Raw genomic sequence first — 16,555 nt, 5'->3', positions numbered from 1 at the left:
TTTTACCTCTTGACATTGACGTTACGTCATAGCTTATCCTTTCGGCCATGGACGCCAAGACGTACACCGTGAAGCAGCTGGCGGAACTCGCCGGAGTAACCCCGCGTACCTTGCGCCACTACGACCGCATAGGCCTGCTGAAACCGGCCAGCGTAGGCGACAACAGCTATCGCCACTACGACGAGCACAGCGTGCTGCGCCTGCAACAGATCCTGTTCTTCCGCGAACTGGGATTCGAACTGGACAAGGTCAAAGCCATTCTAGACCAGCACAATTTTGATCTGGTGAGCGCGTTACAGACCCATCGCTACCGGCTGCAAGCCAAGCAGTTGCATATGCAGCGCTTGGTCCGCACTGTGGATGCCACAATCATGCACTTGGTTGGAGAAGTAAATATGAGCGAAAAGAAAATGTTCGAAGGCTTTGATGCAGAGAAGCAGCAAGAATACGAAAAGCAGGCCATTGAGAACTGGGGGGATGGCGCCAAAGACAGTATCAAGCTGTGGAACAGTTACAGTACAGAACAGCAGGAGCGCATCCTGGCCGAGGGTGGCAATATCTACCAGACTATCGCTGACCAGATGAAGTTCGGCCCCCGCAGCCCGGAGATACAAGCCAGCCTCGCGCAATGGCACGAACACCTGCGTAACTTCTACGAACCAACTTTCGATATCCTGCGCGGCCTGGGTGACACATACAACGAGCATGCGGACTTCAAGGCCACCTTCATCGCCATCCATCCAGACCTGCCCACATTTCTCCAGCAAGCGATTAATCACTATGTGGACATACTGGAAACCGAGTGGCTAGAGCGCGAGTTAGAGATTCTCAAAGAATGAGCACCACCCAACCCCACAGCTCTCTCGCCGGCGCGGCGACGGACGCAGTCCACCGTCAAGCGCTGTTTGAAGTAGAGACTCCGCAGCGCAAGCTGGCCGATCTAGTCCTGGATGAGGATACCCTAGCGCATATCCGCGCCTTGCTCACCAAGATCCGCCACCACCGGCTGCTGTATGAAGAGTTCGGCCTACGTGATATCGACCCCTACGGTGGGCGCACCGCGATCAACTTCTACGGGCCGCCGGGCACGGGCAAGAGCATGGCAGCCGAATCAATTGCCGGTGAGCTCGGCATGGGCATCATCCGCGCCAACTATGCCGAGATCGAGTCGAAATTTGTAGGCGAGACGCCTAAGAACATCAAGGCTGCTTTTGCCAAAGCAGAAGACGCCAACGCGGTACTCTTCTTCGATGAGGCTGATTCCATTTTAGGCAAACGGCTAAGCAGCATTACTCAAAGCACAGACCATGCTGTCAATGTAAGCCGCTCCGTAATGCTGTTGGAGCTTGATAATTTCTCCGGCGTCGTCGTCTTCGCCACCAACCTGGTCTCCAACTATGATGCCGCCTTCACACGCCGCATCCTTGGCCATGTAGCCATGCCGCTGCCAGATGAGGCCGCGCGGCTGCGGCTTTGGCGGCGCCATATCCCCAACCGGCTGCCAGTGCAGTTTGCGGAAGGCGACTGGTCTCGGCTGGTAGCCGCAACCGAGGGTCTAGCGGGCGGCGACATCCTCAATGCCGTGCTGTACGCCGCCTCGCTGGCTGTGGAGCGACACGGTGCACTGGCAATCGTAAACTTGGATGACTTTTTGATGGCTGTGAGGGCAGGAAAACAAGCGAAGCGGGAAGTCGGAAAAGCAGGCTAACAAAAGAGCACGGCCTTCGCCGTACTCTTTTAGTTTATCTGCAGTTTGGCCTGCTCACTGATTACCGCTCACTGCTTACTTACCCAACTCCACATCCCCATAGGTCCAGAAGCGGTTGACGAAGAAGTTCCAGAACAGCACAATGCCAATGGCCCCGCCCAAGGCCAGGTTGTGCGAAACCGAGTACAGGCTGAGGCCGAAGGGCATCGGGCGGCCGGCCAGGGTGCGGTCAAACAGCGTTGCCAGGGCATTGAAGATGGGCGTGCGGATGAGCAAACCGATGACATTGACCAGGCCATATTGCGCCAATTGCGTGCCGACCGTCTTGGAGCGCGAATCAGGAAAGGTCCACTTGCGGTTGAGGACGAAGTTGCTGGTGACCGCCGCAAGGAAGGAGCCTGCCTGGCTGAGCAAAGGCACCAGCCCCAGCTTGAGCAGCAGATTGAAGACAACAAAATCCACCACGGCGCCGATGGCGCCCACGGTGGAAAAGCGCGCAAAGCGCTTAAGCTCGCGGCGTTTACTGCGGCGCATCACAGACCAAGCTGCTCACGGAAATACGGGATGGTTTTGCTCAGGCCCTCGCGCAGAGAGATGGTTGGGCCCCATTGCAGCCATTCGCGCGCCCGGGCAATATCCGGCTGGCGGCGCAGCGGGTCACCGGGCAGGAACTGCTTCTTTTGGTAGACCAGCCCAGCCTGTTTCCCCACCAGGGCATCGATCTCCTTGGCAAATTGCTCAATCGTGATCTCATCCGGATTGCCGATGTTCACCGGCTCATGAATCTGCGAGGTGAGCAAGCGATAGATGCCCTCGATGAGATCATCGACATAGCAGAAGCTACGCGTCTGCTGGCCATCACCGTAAATCGTCAAAGGCTCACCGCACAAGGCCTGTTGGATGAAATTGGCCACGGCGCGGCCATCATCCACATGCATACGCGGACCATAGGTATTGAAGATGCGCACGATGCAGGTATTGACCTTGTGGAAGCGGTGATACGCCATGGTGAGCGCTTCAGCAAAGCGCTTGGCCTCGTCATAGACGGAGCGCTCGCCAATCGGATCCACATGGCCCCAGTAGCTCTCCTTCTGGGGGTGCTCTAGCGGATCCCCGTAGATCTCGCTGGTCGAGGCGAGCATGAAGCGGGCGTTGTTGGCGAGGGCTACGCCCAAGCTGTTGTGCGTACCCAGGGCGCCAGCCTTCATGGTTTGGATGGGCAGATTGGGGTAGCCGATTGGGGAATTGGGATTGGGGCTGGCCGGCGAAGCAAAATGCATCACCGCATCCAGCTTACCGGGCACGGAAATGTAGTTGGATACATCATGGCGAATGAACAAAAAGCGCTCATTCGTGCTGAGATGAGCAAGATTCTCCGGCTTGCCGGTAACAAAATTGTCCATGCCCACGACTTCGTGCCCCTCAGCCAGCAGGCGGTCACACAAATGCGAGCCCAAAAAGCCCGCCGCACCCGTTACCAGTATCCGCATGTACGCTCTCTATCGTCTTGGAGTCTTGCTAATCAAGGAGTCATTTTAACACGCTGTGAAATCATCCATAGATAAACACAGCTGGACAAAGATAGATAAAAAAACGAACCACAAAGGCATAAAGAATACAAAGAAAAAATTCCTACGAACGTCCTTGCTTTGTGTTCTTTGTGTCTTTGTGGTTAGGCTTTTGGTTTCCATCAGCGTACATCTGCGGCAGCACTCTACTGCCAGTCCAGCGCGCTTACCTGGCCATCGCCGGTAAGCTGGCGCGTCTCGCCGCTGAGCACATTCGCCACCCACAGGTTGCCCTGGTAGACGAACGCCAGCATGGCGCCGCCCTCACTGCTGGGCGCCCAGGCCAGGCGCTGCGGCTGCAACCCCGCCGCGCCCTGTGGCGGAAACAACGCGAGGCTGGCGCCACTTTCCGGTGCCAACACCATCAACTCATAGCCGCTGATATCGCTCTGGGTGGGCGTGAACGCACGCAGGTACGCTACCTGGCCGCCGCCCGGCTCCGGCACAGGGTTGGCAAACATGCCCACATTGGCGGCCAATGGGCGCAGCTCGCCCTGCGGTGAGAAAGCCACCAGGTCAAACAGGGGTGAGCGGCCCTGCTGCTCCAGGCCGCTCTGCTCGGCGTGCACCACCGTGTAGAGCCAGCCATCCGCGCCCCAGGCCAGGCTGGGCATCCAGGCCCAATCGCTGCCGGATTGGTACGGGGTCTGCGCCAGCCAGCGCTGCAGCACGGCGCGGGTCACATCCACTGCACCGATCGCGTCCGGTTGGGCATAGGCCAGCACACCGCTGGCGCTCCAGGCGTAGGTTGAGCCCCACCAACTGTACAAGCTCTCGGTGCGGCGCGGCGGCAACAGCGCCTGCGGGGCGCTGACGCTCCCGTTGGCGCTAAAGCGCACGCGCTGCACATCATTATTGGCGGACCAGCCCGGCGGGTTGACGCTGGGCTCAACGCTGGAATAGGCAATCTCACCGGTGCTATCCGTCCAGCCTGCATAATGCACCACATTACTAACGCCCAGCTCGATCTGGCGCAGATCGTTCAGGCTCAGCACCCACAAACTATTGATCTCTTCTTCGGCGCTGCCACGCCGCGAGAACAAGAGCCACTCTCCATCTGGAGAAATATCAAATATGCGCCCATCCAGATCCCCACTGGTCACCAGGGCCTGGCGCGCCCCACTGTTGGTCTCCAGCAGCCAGGCGTTGCCGCCGGCCAGAAAGGCCAGCCGCCCAGGGATTGCCAGAGCGCTGAAGGGCGACTGGGCGCCGATCATCACGATCTCTTCCACCGGGGCCAGCAGCACCTGCGATCGCACCACGGTGCGCCCCACCAGCTCGCCATCCTCGTAGAGCAGGCGATAGGTCACCTCTTCGCTGCCGTTGGCGCCATTTTGGATCAAGCGTTGCTCGCCCACGGCCATGCCTTCGTTCTGCAGGGTACGCGAAACGAAGGGCAGCGGGCGCGTCTCCACCTCGTAGCCTTCGCTCACCCGCACCACCCGGATCTCGGCGCCGTCTTCCAGTGGCGCCAGGCTGGCAGGCTCACTACGATCCAGGGCACCCAAGCGCACCCCGGCAGCTTGCAACGCGGCGGCCACATCACTGCCGGCGGACAGGCTCAGCGTATGCTGCTCACCATCCGCCAGCACACGCACCTGCAAGGCTGGAGCGCCAGCCAGCGCGCTGCAGGCGGCCAGCAGCCAACTGCACAGGGCGAACAGGACGGCTTGGCGGGCAAAGCCTGGCTGGTATAATCCGCGCTCGTTCATAAAGGAATGCAGTGCGTAACTGCTGACAAACTATAGCATGGCCGCGAAAAAGAAGACTGAAACTGCAAGCGAAGAAACCCTGCCCCTCGAAGCGCGGATTGAAGCGCTCTTGTTCGTGGCTCCTGGCCTGGTGGCGGTGGGCCAACTGGCCGCTGCGCTGGAAGTGCCTGCCAAACAGGTGGAAGCCGCATTGGCCAGCATTGACGCGCGCCTGGCAGGCAGCGGCATCCGCCTGCAACGCTACCGCGGCGAGTTGCGCCTGGTGAGTGCGCCGGAAGCGGCCGCGTTGGTGGAGCGCTTCCTGCACCTCGAAGCCACCACGCGCCTGAGCGCTGCAGCCCTGGAGTGCCTGGCGATCGTGGCCTACCAGCAGCCGATCACCCGCCCGCAGATCGACAGTGTGCGCGGCGTGAACAGCGACAGTTCGTTGCGCTCGCTGCTAACGCACAGCCTGGTGGAAGAAGCCGGGCGCGCCGAAGGGCCAGGCCGGCCGATCCTTTACGCCACGACGCCGGAGTTCCTGCAGCATTTTGGATTGGGCAAAATTGAAGACCTGCCAGCGCTGAACCTGGAACAAGTGGCCGAGCAGACCGAATTGCCGCAATTGCCCGAGCTCAAATCTTAATATTTACGCCTACTGCGTCACCCTATTTCAATTTCGGGGTTGATTCAGCACTCATTTTCCCCTTATAATTTCATTCCTGTATCCTGCACAAGCGGGTGAGCACACCATTGCACGGTGCTGCCTGCCCCTCTGTGCGGCCGAATGGCCAGACGAAACCAACCAGAAGTGAAGGAGAGTAAGCGTATGACCAAGAAGCTGTACCCGATTATGGGATTGCTGCTGGCAACGGCGGTACTGCTCGCCGCCTGTGGCGGTGGCACTGCCCCCGCGGCGCCCAGCGATTCCTCCGCCGCGGCCACTGAGCCCCCGGCGGCTGCCCCCAGCGAGCCGGTAGTGGTGGCCCCCGCTGGTTATGGCGTCACCCTGGAAGCCGTGCGTGCACGCGGTTCCCTCATCTGTGGTGTGAACTCGCAGGTGCCTGGCTTCGGCTATGTGGATGCTGACGGCAACTTCTCGGGCATTGACGTGGACTACTGCCGTGCCCTGGCGGCCGCCGTTCTCGGCGATGCCACCGCGGTTGAGTTCCGCCCCGTCACCGCTGCCGAGCGCTTCACTGCGCTGCAGTCCGGCGAGATCGATGTGCTGAGCCGCAACACCACCTGGAGCACCCTGCGTGACACCGAACTGGGTGGCAACTTCACCCACACCACCTTCTACGACGGCCAAGGCCTGATGGTGCGCACGGACAGTGGCATCACCGACATTGCCGGCTTGGAAGGCGGCACGATCTGCGTGCAGACCGGCACCACCACGGAGCTCAACCTGGCCGACGTGTTTGCGGCCGAAGGCGTGAGCTACACCCCGGCGGTCTTCGAAGACGCGGATGGCACCTTTGCTGCGTATGCCGAGGGCCGCTGTGACGCCGTCACCACCGACAAATCCGGCTTGGTGTCGCGCCGCACGGTGCTGGCCGACCCCGAAGCGCATGTGATCCTGGATGTCACCATGTCCAAAGAGCCCCTGGGCCCGATGGTACGCCACGGTGACGACCAGTGGTTTGACATTGCGCAGTGGACCGTGTTTGCGATGATCTCTGGTGAAGAGTTCGGCATCACCTCTGCCAACGTCGACAACCAGAGCGGCTCCGCCAACCCCGAAGTCCTGCGCTTGCTGGGCATCGAGGGCGAGCTGGGCGCCGCCTTGGGCTTGGACGCCAACTGGGCGTACAACATCATCAAGCAAGTCGGCAACTACGAAGAGGTCTACAACCGCAGCTTGGGTCCGGACACCCCGACCTACATCCCGCGCGGCTTGAACAGCCTCTACACCGAGGGCGGCCTGCTTTACGCCCCGCCCTTCCGCTAACCCACGCGGCGTGTAACATTCGAATGCTACGGGGGCGGGCTCAGGCCCGCCCCCGTATTCGTAACTGGAGGTATGCACATGGCAAATACCCCCAACCCATCCGCCTCCCCGCCCTTCTGGCGTGATGAACGGGTTCTCAAGATCCTGGCGCAAATTGCCTTTGCCGTCGCGGTGCTGTTCTTTGGATCGCTGCTGCTGCAAAACATGGTGACGGGTTTGCGCCAGCAAGGCACCACGCTGGGCATTGGTTTTCTCAAGAACACGGCCGGTTTTGACCTGGCCGAAACGCTCAATCACTACACGCGTAGTTCAAGCTACTGGCAAGCCTTTCTGGCAGGCCTGTATAACACCCTGCTGGTATCGATTGTAGGGATCGTACTTTCAACCATTCTTGGCATTATTCTGGGCGTTGCACGTCTTTCGGGCAATGCGCTGGTGCGTGGCCTGGCCACCCTGTATTTAGAATTAATGCGCAACTTGTCGCTGCTGGTGTTCCTCATCTTCTGGTACCTGGGGGTGTTCCTAAAATTGCCCCTGGTGAAAGAAGCCATCATCTGGCCCGGCGACATCATCCTCACCAATCGCGGCATCGGCCTGCCCTGGGGCCTCCCTACGGATACCTGGCCGGCTTATAAGCTCTTCCTGATCGGCGGGCTGGTGCTGGCTCTCGGATTGACCTTGCTCTTCCGTTGGCAGGGGAAGCGCACTGGCAAATCGCCGCTGGCGATCGTGTGGGCGCCGCTGGCCTTCCTGCTGGTGGCCGGCGTGGGCTGGCTGGTGCTGCCCAGTGCCCCGCTCAGCCTCGACCTGCCGGCGGTGCAGGGCCTGAACCTCAAAGGTGGCCGCGTGTTCACGCCGGAGTTCATGGCGCTGGTATCCGGCCTCGTGCTGTACACCGCAGCGTTCATCGGCGAGGTGGTGCGGGCCGGCATCCAGGCCGTATCCAAGGGGCAGAGCGAGGCCGCCCGCGCGCTGGGCCTCTCCAGCTTTCAAGCTCTGCGCCTGGTGATCTTCCCGCAGGCTTTACAGGTCATCGTGCCCCCTCTCACCAGCCAATACCTCAACCTGGCCAAAAACTCCTCATTGGCCATCGCGGTTGGCTACCCTGACCTGTTTTACGTGTCCAACACGATCCTCAACCAGAGCGGACGTGCCGTAGAGATGATCGCCCTAGTAATGGGCACCTATCTACTGTTGAGCCTGGTGACTTCGATCTTTATGAACTGGTACAACGCACGTGTGCGGCTGGTGGAGCGTTAAATGAGCACCACAACGATGAAACCTCCACTGTCTGAAAGCCGCACGCCGCTGGGTTGGTTGCGCCGCAACCTGTTTAACTCCATCGGCAATACCTTGCTGACCCTGGCCGCTGCCTGGCTGAGCTATGTTCTACTGCGCGGCCTCTTGACCTGGATCTTTACTGAAGCCGATTGGGAAGTTATCCATACCAACCTGCGCCTGATCCTGTTGGGGCAATATCCCATTGCCCAGGTGTGGCGGGTCTGGATCTCGGTATTGCTGCTGGCCTTTCTGGGCGGCAATTCGCTCTCGATCTGGGGCAAAGGCAAAACCTCCACGCGCTTTACCTTCTTGCTGGTGGTATGTATCGCCGCCCTGGCGGCGGTGATCAGCGACCCCAATCGCCTCTGGCTGGTGGCCACAGCGGCCCTGCTCACCGCCGGCTGGTGGCTAGGCCGCGGGGCGGGCAAGGCGATGCGCAATGTGGTTGGCATCGGTTGGGTGGTGTGGCCGCCGATCTTCATCTTGCTGCTGCGCGGCCTCACCGGGGCCGAGGGCGCTCTGCCCCAGGTGGGCACCAACCTGTGGGGCGGCTTGATGCTGACCTTTATGCTCACAGTGGTGGGCATTGTGTTCTCGTTCCCTATTGGCGTTCTGCTAGCGCTGGGCCGCCAGTCAGAGCTGCCGATCGTACGCTGGTTTTGCGTAGGCTTCATCGAAATCGTGCGCGGTGTGCCGCTGATCACGATCTTGTTCATGGCGCAACTGATGCTGCCGCTGTTTTTGCCCAGCGGCGTAACCATCGACCGCGTGCTGCGGGCGATGGTGGGCATCACGCTGTTCAGCGCCGCCTACCTGGCCGAGAATGTGCGCGGTGGCTTGCAAGCCATCCCCAAGGGGCAGTATGAGGCCGCCTATGCGCTGGGGCTCAATAGCGCCCTCTCGATGGGGTTGATCATTCTGCCGCAGGCGCTGCGCCTGATCATCCCCATCCTGGTGGGCCAGTTCATTGCCCTGTTCAAAGATACGGCGCTGGTGGCGATCGTAGGCTTGTTTGACCTGGTGGGCATTGCCAAGACCGTGTTGGCGCAGCCGGCCTTCCTGGGTACGCATCGCGAAGTGTATGCCTTTATCTCGCTGCTGTACTGGGTATTTAGCTACGCTATGTCTTACGTCAGCATTCGTTTGGAAGAATCGCTGGGCGTAGGCAAACGATAAATTGCGAGGAGAGCTATGAGCGCAAACAAGACCCCTATCATCACCGCCAAAGATGTTAACAAGTGGTACGGTGATTTTCACGCGTTGCGTGATGTGAACATGGAAGTGAAGCAAGGCGAGGTGATCGTGATCTTTGGGCCTTCGGGCTCCGGCAAGAGCACTTTCATTCGCACGATCAATCGCCTGGAAGAGCACCAGAGCGGCGACATCATTGTGGATGGCATTGAGCTGAGCCACGATGTGCGCAACATTGAGAAGATCCGCGAGGAGACCGGCATGGTCTTCCAGCAGTTCAATCTTTTTCCGCATCTGACCGTGCTGCAAAACATTACCCTGGCGCCGATCTGGGTGCGCAAGTGGGACAAGGCGCGCGCCGAAGAAAAGGCGATGGAGCTGCTGACCCGCGTCGGCATCCCGGAGCAGGCCAACAAGTACCCCGGCCAGCTCTCCGGCGGGCAGCAGCAGCGCGTGGCGATTGCGCGTGCGTTGGCGATGGAGCCCAAGATCATGCTGTTCGATGAGCCTACCAGCGCGCTGGACCCCGAGATGATCAAGGAAGTGCTGGACGCGATGATCGAGCTGGCCAAGACGGGCATGACCATGCTGGTGGTGACGCATGAGATGGGCTTTGCGCGCGCCGTGGCCGACCGCATGTTTTTCTTTGACAAGGGCGAGATTGTGGAGAGCGGCACGCCGGAGCAGATCTTCAAGCAGCCCAAGGAAGACCGCACGAAGTTGTTTTTGTCGCAGATCTTACATCACTAAAAACAGCTGTTAGCTGTTAGCGATTAGCTGTCAGCTAAACCCAAGACAAAAGAAAGAGAGCGCACTTGGTGCGCTCTCTTTCTTTTGTACCGTGCGTTCCGAGTGCAGCGAAGCAAACCATCCCACCCTCACCCGTTGACTTGCGGACTAGTCTTGAACTCCACCAGCCCTCTCCAAGTGGAGAGGGCGCGAGCAGATGAGGGGAGTGCGAATTACACCAAGCCGTCATTCCGAGCGCAGCGAGGAATCTTTTAGGGCAAAACAAGCTCACTTTTATATGCCCTAAAGGATTCCTCCTCGCCGCTACGCGGCTCGTTCGGAATGACACACCTCCGCTCATTCCGAGCGCAGCACAGCGGGCAAACCCAAAAATGAGCCTGCCTTGACAAGGCTTGCCATAATAGAACGCATGTGCGTATACTTGCAACATGGAAACGCTGCAGAAACTACGCGTCGTCGGGCGCGATATGCACCTGGAGGCCGACAGCGAAAGTGACCAGGTTTGTGCTCCCGTGGTGGGCGGGCGCCAACTGCCGGTGATCCCGATCAGCGAGGTGGCGCTGCCGGGTGGCCGCAAGATGAAGGTGGTCAAGAGCATGCTCACCACCGCCTGCGAGCGCAACTGCAACTACTGCCCTTTCCGCGCCGGCCGCAGCAAAATGCAGCGCATCACCATCAAGCCGGATGAGATGGCCAAGGTCTCGTACCAAGCCTATCGCCAGCGCTTGGTCGAGGGCCTCTTCCTCAGCTCTGGCATCATCAAAGGCGGTGTCACCACGCAGGACAAGCTCATCGACACCGCTGAGATTCTGCGCAACAAGCTCGGCTTCCGCGGCTACCTGCACCTCAAGATCATGCCCGGCGCCGACCGTGACCAGGTGCGCCGTTCGATGCAACTGGCCGACCGCATCTCCGTCAACCTGGAGGGTGCTAACGCCCAGCACCTGGCCACCCTGGCGCCGATGAAGAAGTTTGCCGACGAACTGCTCGCCCCGCTCAAATGGGCCCAAGACATCCGCACCAATGAGGCGCCTGGCAGCACCTGGAACGGGCGCTGGGCCAGCACAGTGACCCAGTTTGTCGTCGGCGGTGCCGATGAGACAGACGTGGAACTGGTCTCGACCTCAGAGTACCTCTATCATGAGCTCAAGCTCAAGCGCACCTATTACTCAGCCTTCTCACCCATCATTGACACGCCTCTGGAGAACCACCGCCCCGAGAATCCGTGGCGCGAGCATCGCCTGTACCAAGCCTCGTTCCTGCTGCGCGATTACGGCTTCGCCATGGAAGAGCTGCCCTTCAACCAAAGCGGCAATCTGCCACTCAACAAAGACCCTAAAACCGCGTGGGCGGAGCAAACCTTGCTGCACAAGCCCATCGAGGTCAATACCGCCAGCCGTGAGCAGCTCTTGCTGGTACCCGGCATCGGCCCCAAAAGCGCCGATGCCATCCTGCGTGCTCGCCGCCTGCACGCCATCACCAGCCTGGACGACTTGAAGGCGCTGGGCATCGTGCCCAAGCGCAGCGCACCCTTCGTGCTGCTCAACGGGCACCAGCCCAGCTTCCAAATGCGCCTGCTCGACATGGCCGAACCGACCCCGCAATTGCGCCCGCGCTTCCCCGGTTAGAATGGCCGTATGGTGAGCACCCTGCGCGCAGCACCACACCAAGCTCAGCCAAAACCCTGTCATTGCGAGGGAGGGCCGCATGTCAATGCGGCCGACCGTGGCAATCTGGGGTTCGCTCTCTCAGATAAACACGCACCCCGTGCGTCCGGAGCGCAGCGAGGGAGCCTCGCTGGATCGATTTCAGTTGTGCGTAAGCTCTGGCGAGCTGCCCTACAAACTTGTCTAGTTCTAAGCAGCACAGCTGCGGAGGCGGCGTAAAATGCCAGGCAGATTTACGCTAACCGCCAGCCCCGACCGTATCCGGGACACCTTTCCCTGGCTGAGCGTGCCTGACCAGCTCACTCCGCGTTACAACATCGCCCCCACCCAACCGGTTGCCGTTGTGCTCAACGATGGCAGCCACACCGTGGATTTCGTGAATTGGGGCCTCGTGCCATCCTTCAGCAGCGGCGCCAAGATGACCTCGCTGCTCATCAACGCCCGCTCCGAGGGCATCACGCGCACGCCCGCCTTCCGCGGCCCATTCCGTTACCGCCGCTGTATCGTGCTGGCGGATGGCATCTTCGAATGGGTGAAATTTCCGCGCAAACGCGAGAAGGTGCCCTACTGGGTGCACATGAAATCGCGCCGCCCGTTTGCGCTGGCCGGCGTGTGGGATAGCTGGCTCTCGATGGATGGCTCTGAAATCAAGACCTGCGCCGCCATCACTTGCGAGCCGAATACGCTCGTAAAGCAGATTCACCACCGTATGGGCGTGATCCTGCCCGCCGAGCACATCGCCACTTGGTTGCAGCCCGGCGAAAGCGATGCCAAGGCGCTGCAGGCCTTGTTGCAGCCCTACCCAGCAGACGAGATGACCTATCACCAGGTTGCGCCCATCGTGAGCAGCGCCAATAACGATGTACCCGCCTGCATCGAAGCCCTGCCCTTCGACCCGCCAAGGGAGAAAATCCTGGAGCAGAATTTTGGAGAGAAGCGCGAACGTTGAAGCCTTTCGCTGCACAGCGTTACGACCCGAATGTACGAACAGGCCGGAGATTGCTTCGTCGGGCGCAGCTATGCTGCGCACTCCTCGCAAAGACGGATAGTGGTAAATTGCGAAGAATTCCCCACTCCCTTCTGTTATTGCGAGCGTAGCGAAGCAATCCCCAAGCCAATCGACTCAGTATAGAAGACCTGCCAATAAGGATCCTTCGCTGATGTTGGTTCGGCGGTCTGGTGCGCGTTTATCTACCCGCTCAGGATGACACGTGGGTGATTTAAGGGGCGCAGCTATGCTGCGCACTCCTCGCAAAGACGGATAGTGGTGAATTGCGAAGCATTCCCCTAGCCCATCTGTCATTGCGAGCGTAGCGAAGCAATTCTCAAGCCAATCGACTCAGCATAGAAGACCTGCCAATAAGGATCCTTCGCTGATGTTGGTTCGGCGGTCTGGTGCGCGTTTATCTACCCGTTCAGGATGACACATAGGTGCTGTAGGGGGCGCAGCATGCTGGCCGACACAAGCCCGTCATTGCGAGCGCAGCGAAGCAATCCCCAACTCAAGATAAAAAGGCGGCCTGTGCTATGCACAGGCCGCCTTTTGGACTCAGACTAGCCTAACGCCTTGAGCTGCTCTTCCAGCCGCTCAATTGCCTGCGCAAAACCTTCCAGCCGCGCCTTTTCTTTGTCCACCACAGGCGGCGGAGCCTTCTTGCCAAAATCACTAGCCAGCAGCGCTTCCACGCGGCCGTGTTGCTGGCGTGCCTCAGCCAGCTCTTTCTCCAAGCGGGCACGCTCGGCCACGGGGTCTACCGCATCCGCCAGCGAGAGGAAGATCTGCACCGGGCCGGCCACCAGCGCCACGGCATCCGCCGGGCGCTCAGCGTCCTTGGCCACCACCAGCGTCTGCGCGTCCAAGCCAGATAGGGCGGCCAAGGCATGTTGGGCGCCCTGGTCACCACTGAAGATCCCGTGATAGGGGCCAGCGTCAATGGCAGCGGTCAGCTTCTGGCCGGGTTTGACGCCCTTCTCGGCGCGCAGGTTGCGGATGCTACGCACCACATCCTGGAAGATGGCGAATTCAGCGAGGATGCCGGCTTCCCAGCCCGCATCCGCCAGCGGTTGCGGCCACTGCGCCACGATCAGTGCCTCCGGCCAGTCATGGCTGCCGAAGGCGGCGCTCTCGGGCACAATGCTGCCCTGCGCCAGGGCGGCAGAGCGCAGATGGCTCCACAGCTCCTCGGTCACGAAGGGCGTGAAAGGATGCAGCAGGCGCAAGCAGATATCGAGGATGCGCGTGAGCAGATCGGCGGTCTTGTAGGCGCGGTCGCCGCCCTGCTGCAGTTGCAGCTTGGCAATCTCGATGTACCAATCCGCAAATTCGCTCCAGAAGAATTCATACACCTGGCGGCCGGCTTCGCCGTATTGGTAGTTTTCAAACAAGCGCTCGCAAGTGGCAATCACTTGCTTCATGCGTGCCCACACCCAGCCATCGGCAAAGGTCCAGTCCAGCTCAGCTTCCTGCCTGGCGGGCGCATTCTCCAGCGCACCGATCACGAAGCGCGTGGCATTCCACAGCTTATTGGCAAAGTTGCGGTTGGCGCCCACCTTCTCCAAGCTCAGATTGATGTCCTGCCCGGGCGTGCTGCCCACCAGTAGCGTAAAGCGCAGCGCATCCGTGCCATATTCGTTCATCACTTCCAGCGGGTCAATCACATTGCCGAGCGTCTTGCTCATCTTGCGGCCGTGCTCATCGCGCACCAGGCCGTGCAGATATACCGTGTGGAAGGGCACTTCGCCGGTGAACTCCAGCCCCATCATGATCATGCGCGCCACCCAGAAGAAGATGATGTCGTAACCCGTTTCCAGCACGGCGGTGGGATAGAAATACTTCAAATTCGGCGTCTGTTCCGGCCAACCCAACGTCGAGAACGGCCACAAGCCGGACGAGAACCAGGTATCGAGCACGTCCTCGTCCTGGGTCAAGGTTACATCTGCGCCCAGCTTGGCGCGGGCAGCGGCGTAAGCGTCTTCTGCCGTGCGGGCGCAGAACATGCTGCCATCCGGTGCGTACCACACCGGAATGCGGTGCCCCCACCACAGTTGGCGGCTAATGCACCAATCCTGAATGTTCTCCATCCAGTTGCGATACACCTTGGTGAAGTGCTCGGGCACGATCTGGATGCGGCCGTCGTCTACCGCTTTGAGCGCTTCTTCGGCGAGTGGCTTGATCTTCACGAACCACTGGGTCGAGATCATCGGCTCGATGATCTCGCCGCCGCGCTGCGAGCGCGGCACGCGTTGCGTGCGCTTCTCTGTCTTAATGGTCAGGCCAGCGGCTTCCATATCCGCCCATAGCTGCTTGCGCGCCGCAAAGCGTTCCAGACCGGCGTATTTGCCGCCGGTGGCGTTGATATTGGCGGCCTCGTCAAGCACAGACAGCATGGGCAGGTTATGGCGCTGACCGATGGCATAGTCATTGGGGTCATGCCCCGGCGTGATCTTGAGTGCACCGGTGCCGAACTCGCGGTCCACGTAGTCATCGGCAATCACCGGGATCTCGCGATCCAGCATAGGCACCAGCGCCGTGGCGCCGATGAACTTCTGGTAGCGCTCATCGTCTGGATGCACCGCCACGGCGGTGTCCGCCAGGATCGTCTCCGGGCGCGTGGTGGCCACCGGAATGAACTCATCGCTGTCTTTGATGCGGTAGTTGAAGTAGTAGAGCGTACCTTCTTCTTCGCTGTACTCCACTTCCACGTCAGACACGGCAGTGCGCAGCCCGGGCGACCAGTTGATGAGGCGCTGGCCGCGGTAGATCAAGCCCTTATCGTAGAGGCGCACGAAGGCTTCGCGCACGGCGACCGAGAGGCCCTCGTCCAGCGTGAAGCGCTCGCGGTTCCAGTCGCACGAGGCGCCCAGGCGGCGAATCTGCTGGGTGATCTTGCTACCGTATTTTTCCTTCCACGCCCAGGTGCGCTTGAGGAACTCCTCGCGCCCCATCTCTTCGCGCGTCATTTCTTCAGTGCGCAGGATCGATTCTTCGACTTTGAGCTGCGTGGCGATGCCGGCGTGATCGGTACCCGGCACCCACAGCGCCGGCACGCCCTTCATACGCTGGTAGCGGATCATCAAATCTTCCATGGCCACAAACAGCGCGTGGCCCAGATGCAGCTCACCGGTTACGTTGGGCGGTGGGATGCTGATGACGAACGGCTTCTTGTCCGGATCAAACCCGGGCTTGTTGGGGTCATTGCTGGGCTGAAAATAGCCGCGCTCTTCCCACCACGCATAAATGCGCTCTTCGGTGGATTTGAAATCATAGGTCTTGGGTAGCGTGTTCTTTGCTTGCATAGGTCTCCGCATCTAGTGAGCAGTGATGAGTGATTAGTGATCAGGGATTAGGGTTTAGGATTGCAATGCAAAAATACATCGCTCACACATTAGTTTTCCTGATTACTGCCCACTCCTCACTGATTACCTGACTTAAAAACAAAACGCCCTCACAACTATGAGGACGGAAGGGCTCCGCGGTACCACCTCGGTTCTATGCTTGCCAACAAGCATAGCTCTCTGTTCGCGTTATCGGGCGATCCCGTGCTGGTCTAGTAAAGCCACCCGGCTCTTAGCCGAGCAACTCGTTCTTCAGCACCCTGTAGCTGGGCGACGTTCGGCAGTGTTTGCGGCAAAGGCTCTCAGCCTATCGCCTTTGTTTCTGTTCGCATCCATCTGCGTACTCTTCCCAACAGGGACTATTTACTAAGCAGCAATTATACCCAAGCGCCGCCTGAGATGCAAATCGCGCC

Annotated in this window: 13 protein-coding genes; 9 read left to right on the top strand and 4 right to left on the bottom strand. The window is 59.9% G+C overall.

Going from position 1 to position 16,555, the window contains the following annotated elements; genetic code table 11:
- Positions 1-47 precede the first annotated feature (47 nt).
- Together KF821_00630 and KF821_00625 are read left to right on the top strand one after the other, a co-directional pair.
- Entirely contained in the window at positions 48-839 is a 792-nt protein-coding gene (locus tag KF821_00630) for a MerR family transcriptional regulator (GenBank protein MBX3004316.1), read from the top strand.
- A complete protein-coding gene (locus KF821_00625) occupies positions 836-1,708 on the top strand; it encodes an ATP-binding protein (protein ID MBX3004315.1) in 873 nt (290 codons plus the stop codon). The genes KF821_00630 and KF821_00625 overlap by 4 nt, the downstream gene beginning before the upstream one ends.
- A 75-nt stretch (positions 1,709-1,783) precedes the next feature.
- On the opposite strand, the gene KF821_00620 is transcribed toward KF821_00625, so the two are convergent.
- From KF821_00620 to KF821_00610, 3 genes are all read right to left on the bottom strand, one after another.
- Positions 1,784-2,242: a GtrA family protein gene (locus tag KF821_00620; GenBank protein MBX3004314.1), complete on the bottom strand. Its 459-nt coding sequence runs from the start codon at positions 2,240-2,242 to the stop codon at positions 1,784-1,786.
- Positions 2,242-3,198 (bottom strand): SDR family oxidoreductase, encoded by a 957-nt coding sequence (locus tag KF821_00615; GenBank protein MBX3004313.1) that lies wholly within the window; start codon positions 3,196-3,198, stop codon positions 2,242-2,244. Before KF821_00615 ends, KF821_00620 begins: the two co-directional genes overlap by 1 nt.
- A gap of 224 nt (positions 3,199-3,422) precedes the next feature.
- A complete protein-coding gene (locus KF821_00610; GenBank protein MBX3004312.1) occupies positions 3,423-4,988 on the bottom strand; it encodes a G5 domain-containing protein in 1,566 nt (521 codons plus the stop codon).
- A 37-nt stretch (positions 4,989-5,025) separates the two neighbouring features.
- Here KF821_00610 and scpB point away from each other — a divergent pair, with 37 nt between their 5' ends.
- The 7 genes from scpB to KF821_00575 all read left to right on the top strand — a co-directional run bounded on the left by scpB (position 5,026) and on the right by KF821_00575 (position 12,756).
- On the top strand, positions 5,026-5,613 hold the full coding sequence (scpB, locus tag KF821_00605) for an SMC-Scp complex subunit ScpB (GenBank protein MBX3004311.1): 588 nt from the start codon (positions 5,026-5,028) through the stop codon (positions 5,611-5,613).
- Between the two features lie 183 nt (positions 5,614-5,796).
- Positions 5,797-6,918 (top strand): amino acid ABC transporter substrate-binding protein, encoded by a 1,122-nt coding sequence (locus KF821_00600; protein MBX3004310.1) that lies wholly within the window; start codon positions 5,797-5,799, stop codon positions 6,916-6,918.
- A 78-nt stretch (positions 6,919-6,996) separates the two neighbouring features.
- Positions 6,997-8,178 (top strand): ABC transporter permease subunit, encoded by a 1,182-nt coding sequence (locus KF821_00595; GenBank protein ID MBX3004309.1) that lies wholly within the window; start codon positions 6,997-6,999, stop codon positions 8,176-8,178.
- Positions 8,179-9,375, top strand: coding sequence for an amino acid ABC transporter permease (locus KF821_00590; protein ID MBX3004308.1), 1,197 nt, complete (start codon positions 8,179-8,181; stop codon positions 9,373-9,375).
- Between the two features lie 15 nt (positions 9,376-9,390).
- Positions 9,391-10,140: an amino acid ABC transporter ATP-binding protein gene (locus KF821_00585; GenBank protein MBX3004307.1), complete on the top strand. Its 750-nt coding sequence runs from the start codon at positions 9,391-9,393 to the stop codon at positions 10,138-10,140.
- A gap of 428 nt (positions 10,141-10,568) precedes the next feature.
- On the top strand, positions 10,569-11,768 hold the full coding sequence (locus tag KF821_00580; GenBank protein MBX3004306.1) for a helix-hairpin-helix domain-containing protein: 1,200 nt from the start codon (positions 10,569-10,571) through the stop codon (positions 11,766-11,768).
- A 259-nt stretch (positions 11,769-12,027) separates the two neighbouring features.
- Positions 12,028-12,756 carry an SOS response-associated peptidase gene (locus KF821_00575; protein ID MBX3004305.1) on the top strand — a complete coding sequence of 243 codons (729 nt, stop codon included), beginning with the start codon at positions 12,028-12,030 and terminating at the stop codon, positions 12,754-12,756.
- 605 nt (positions 12,757-13,361) lie between these two features.
- Here the strand turns inward: KF821_00575 and KF821_00570 are convergent.
- On the bottom strand, positions 13,362-16,103 hold the full coding sequence (locus KF821_00570; GenBank protein ID MBX3004304.1) for a valine--tRNA ligase: 2,742 nt from the start codon (positions 16,101-16,103) through the stop codon (positions 13,362-13,364).
- Between the last annotated feature and the right edge of the window lie 452 nt (positions 16,104-16,555).

The sequence above is a fragment of the Anaerolineales bacterium genome, assembly GCA_019637755.1.
GTDB lineage: Bacteria > Chloroflexota > Anaerolineae > Anaerolineales > UBA11579 > JAMCZK01.
This window is presented reverse-complemented; position numbering and strand designations above follow the sequence as displayed.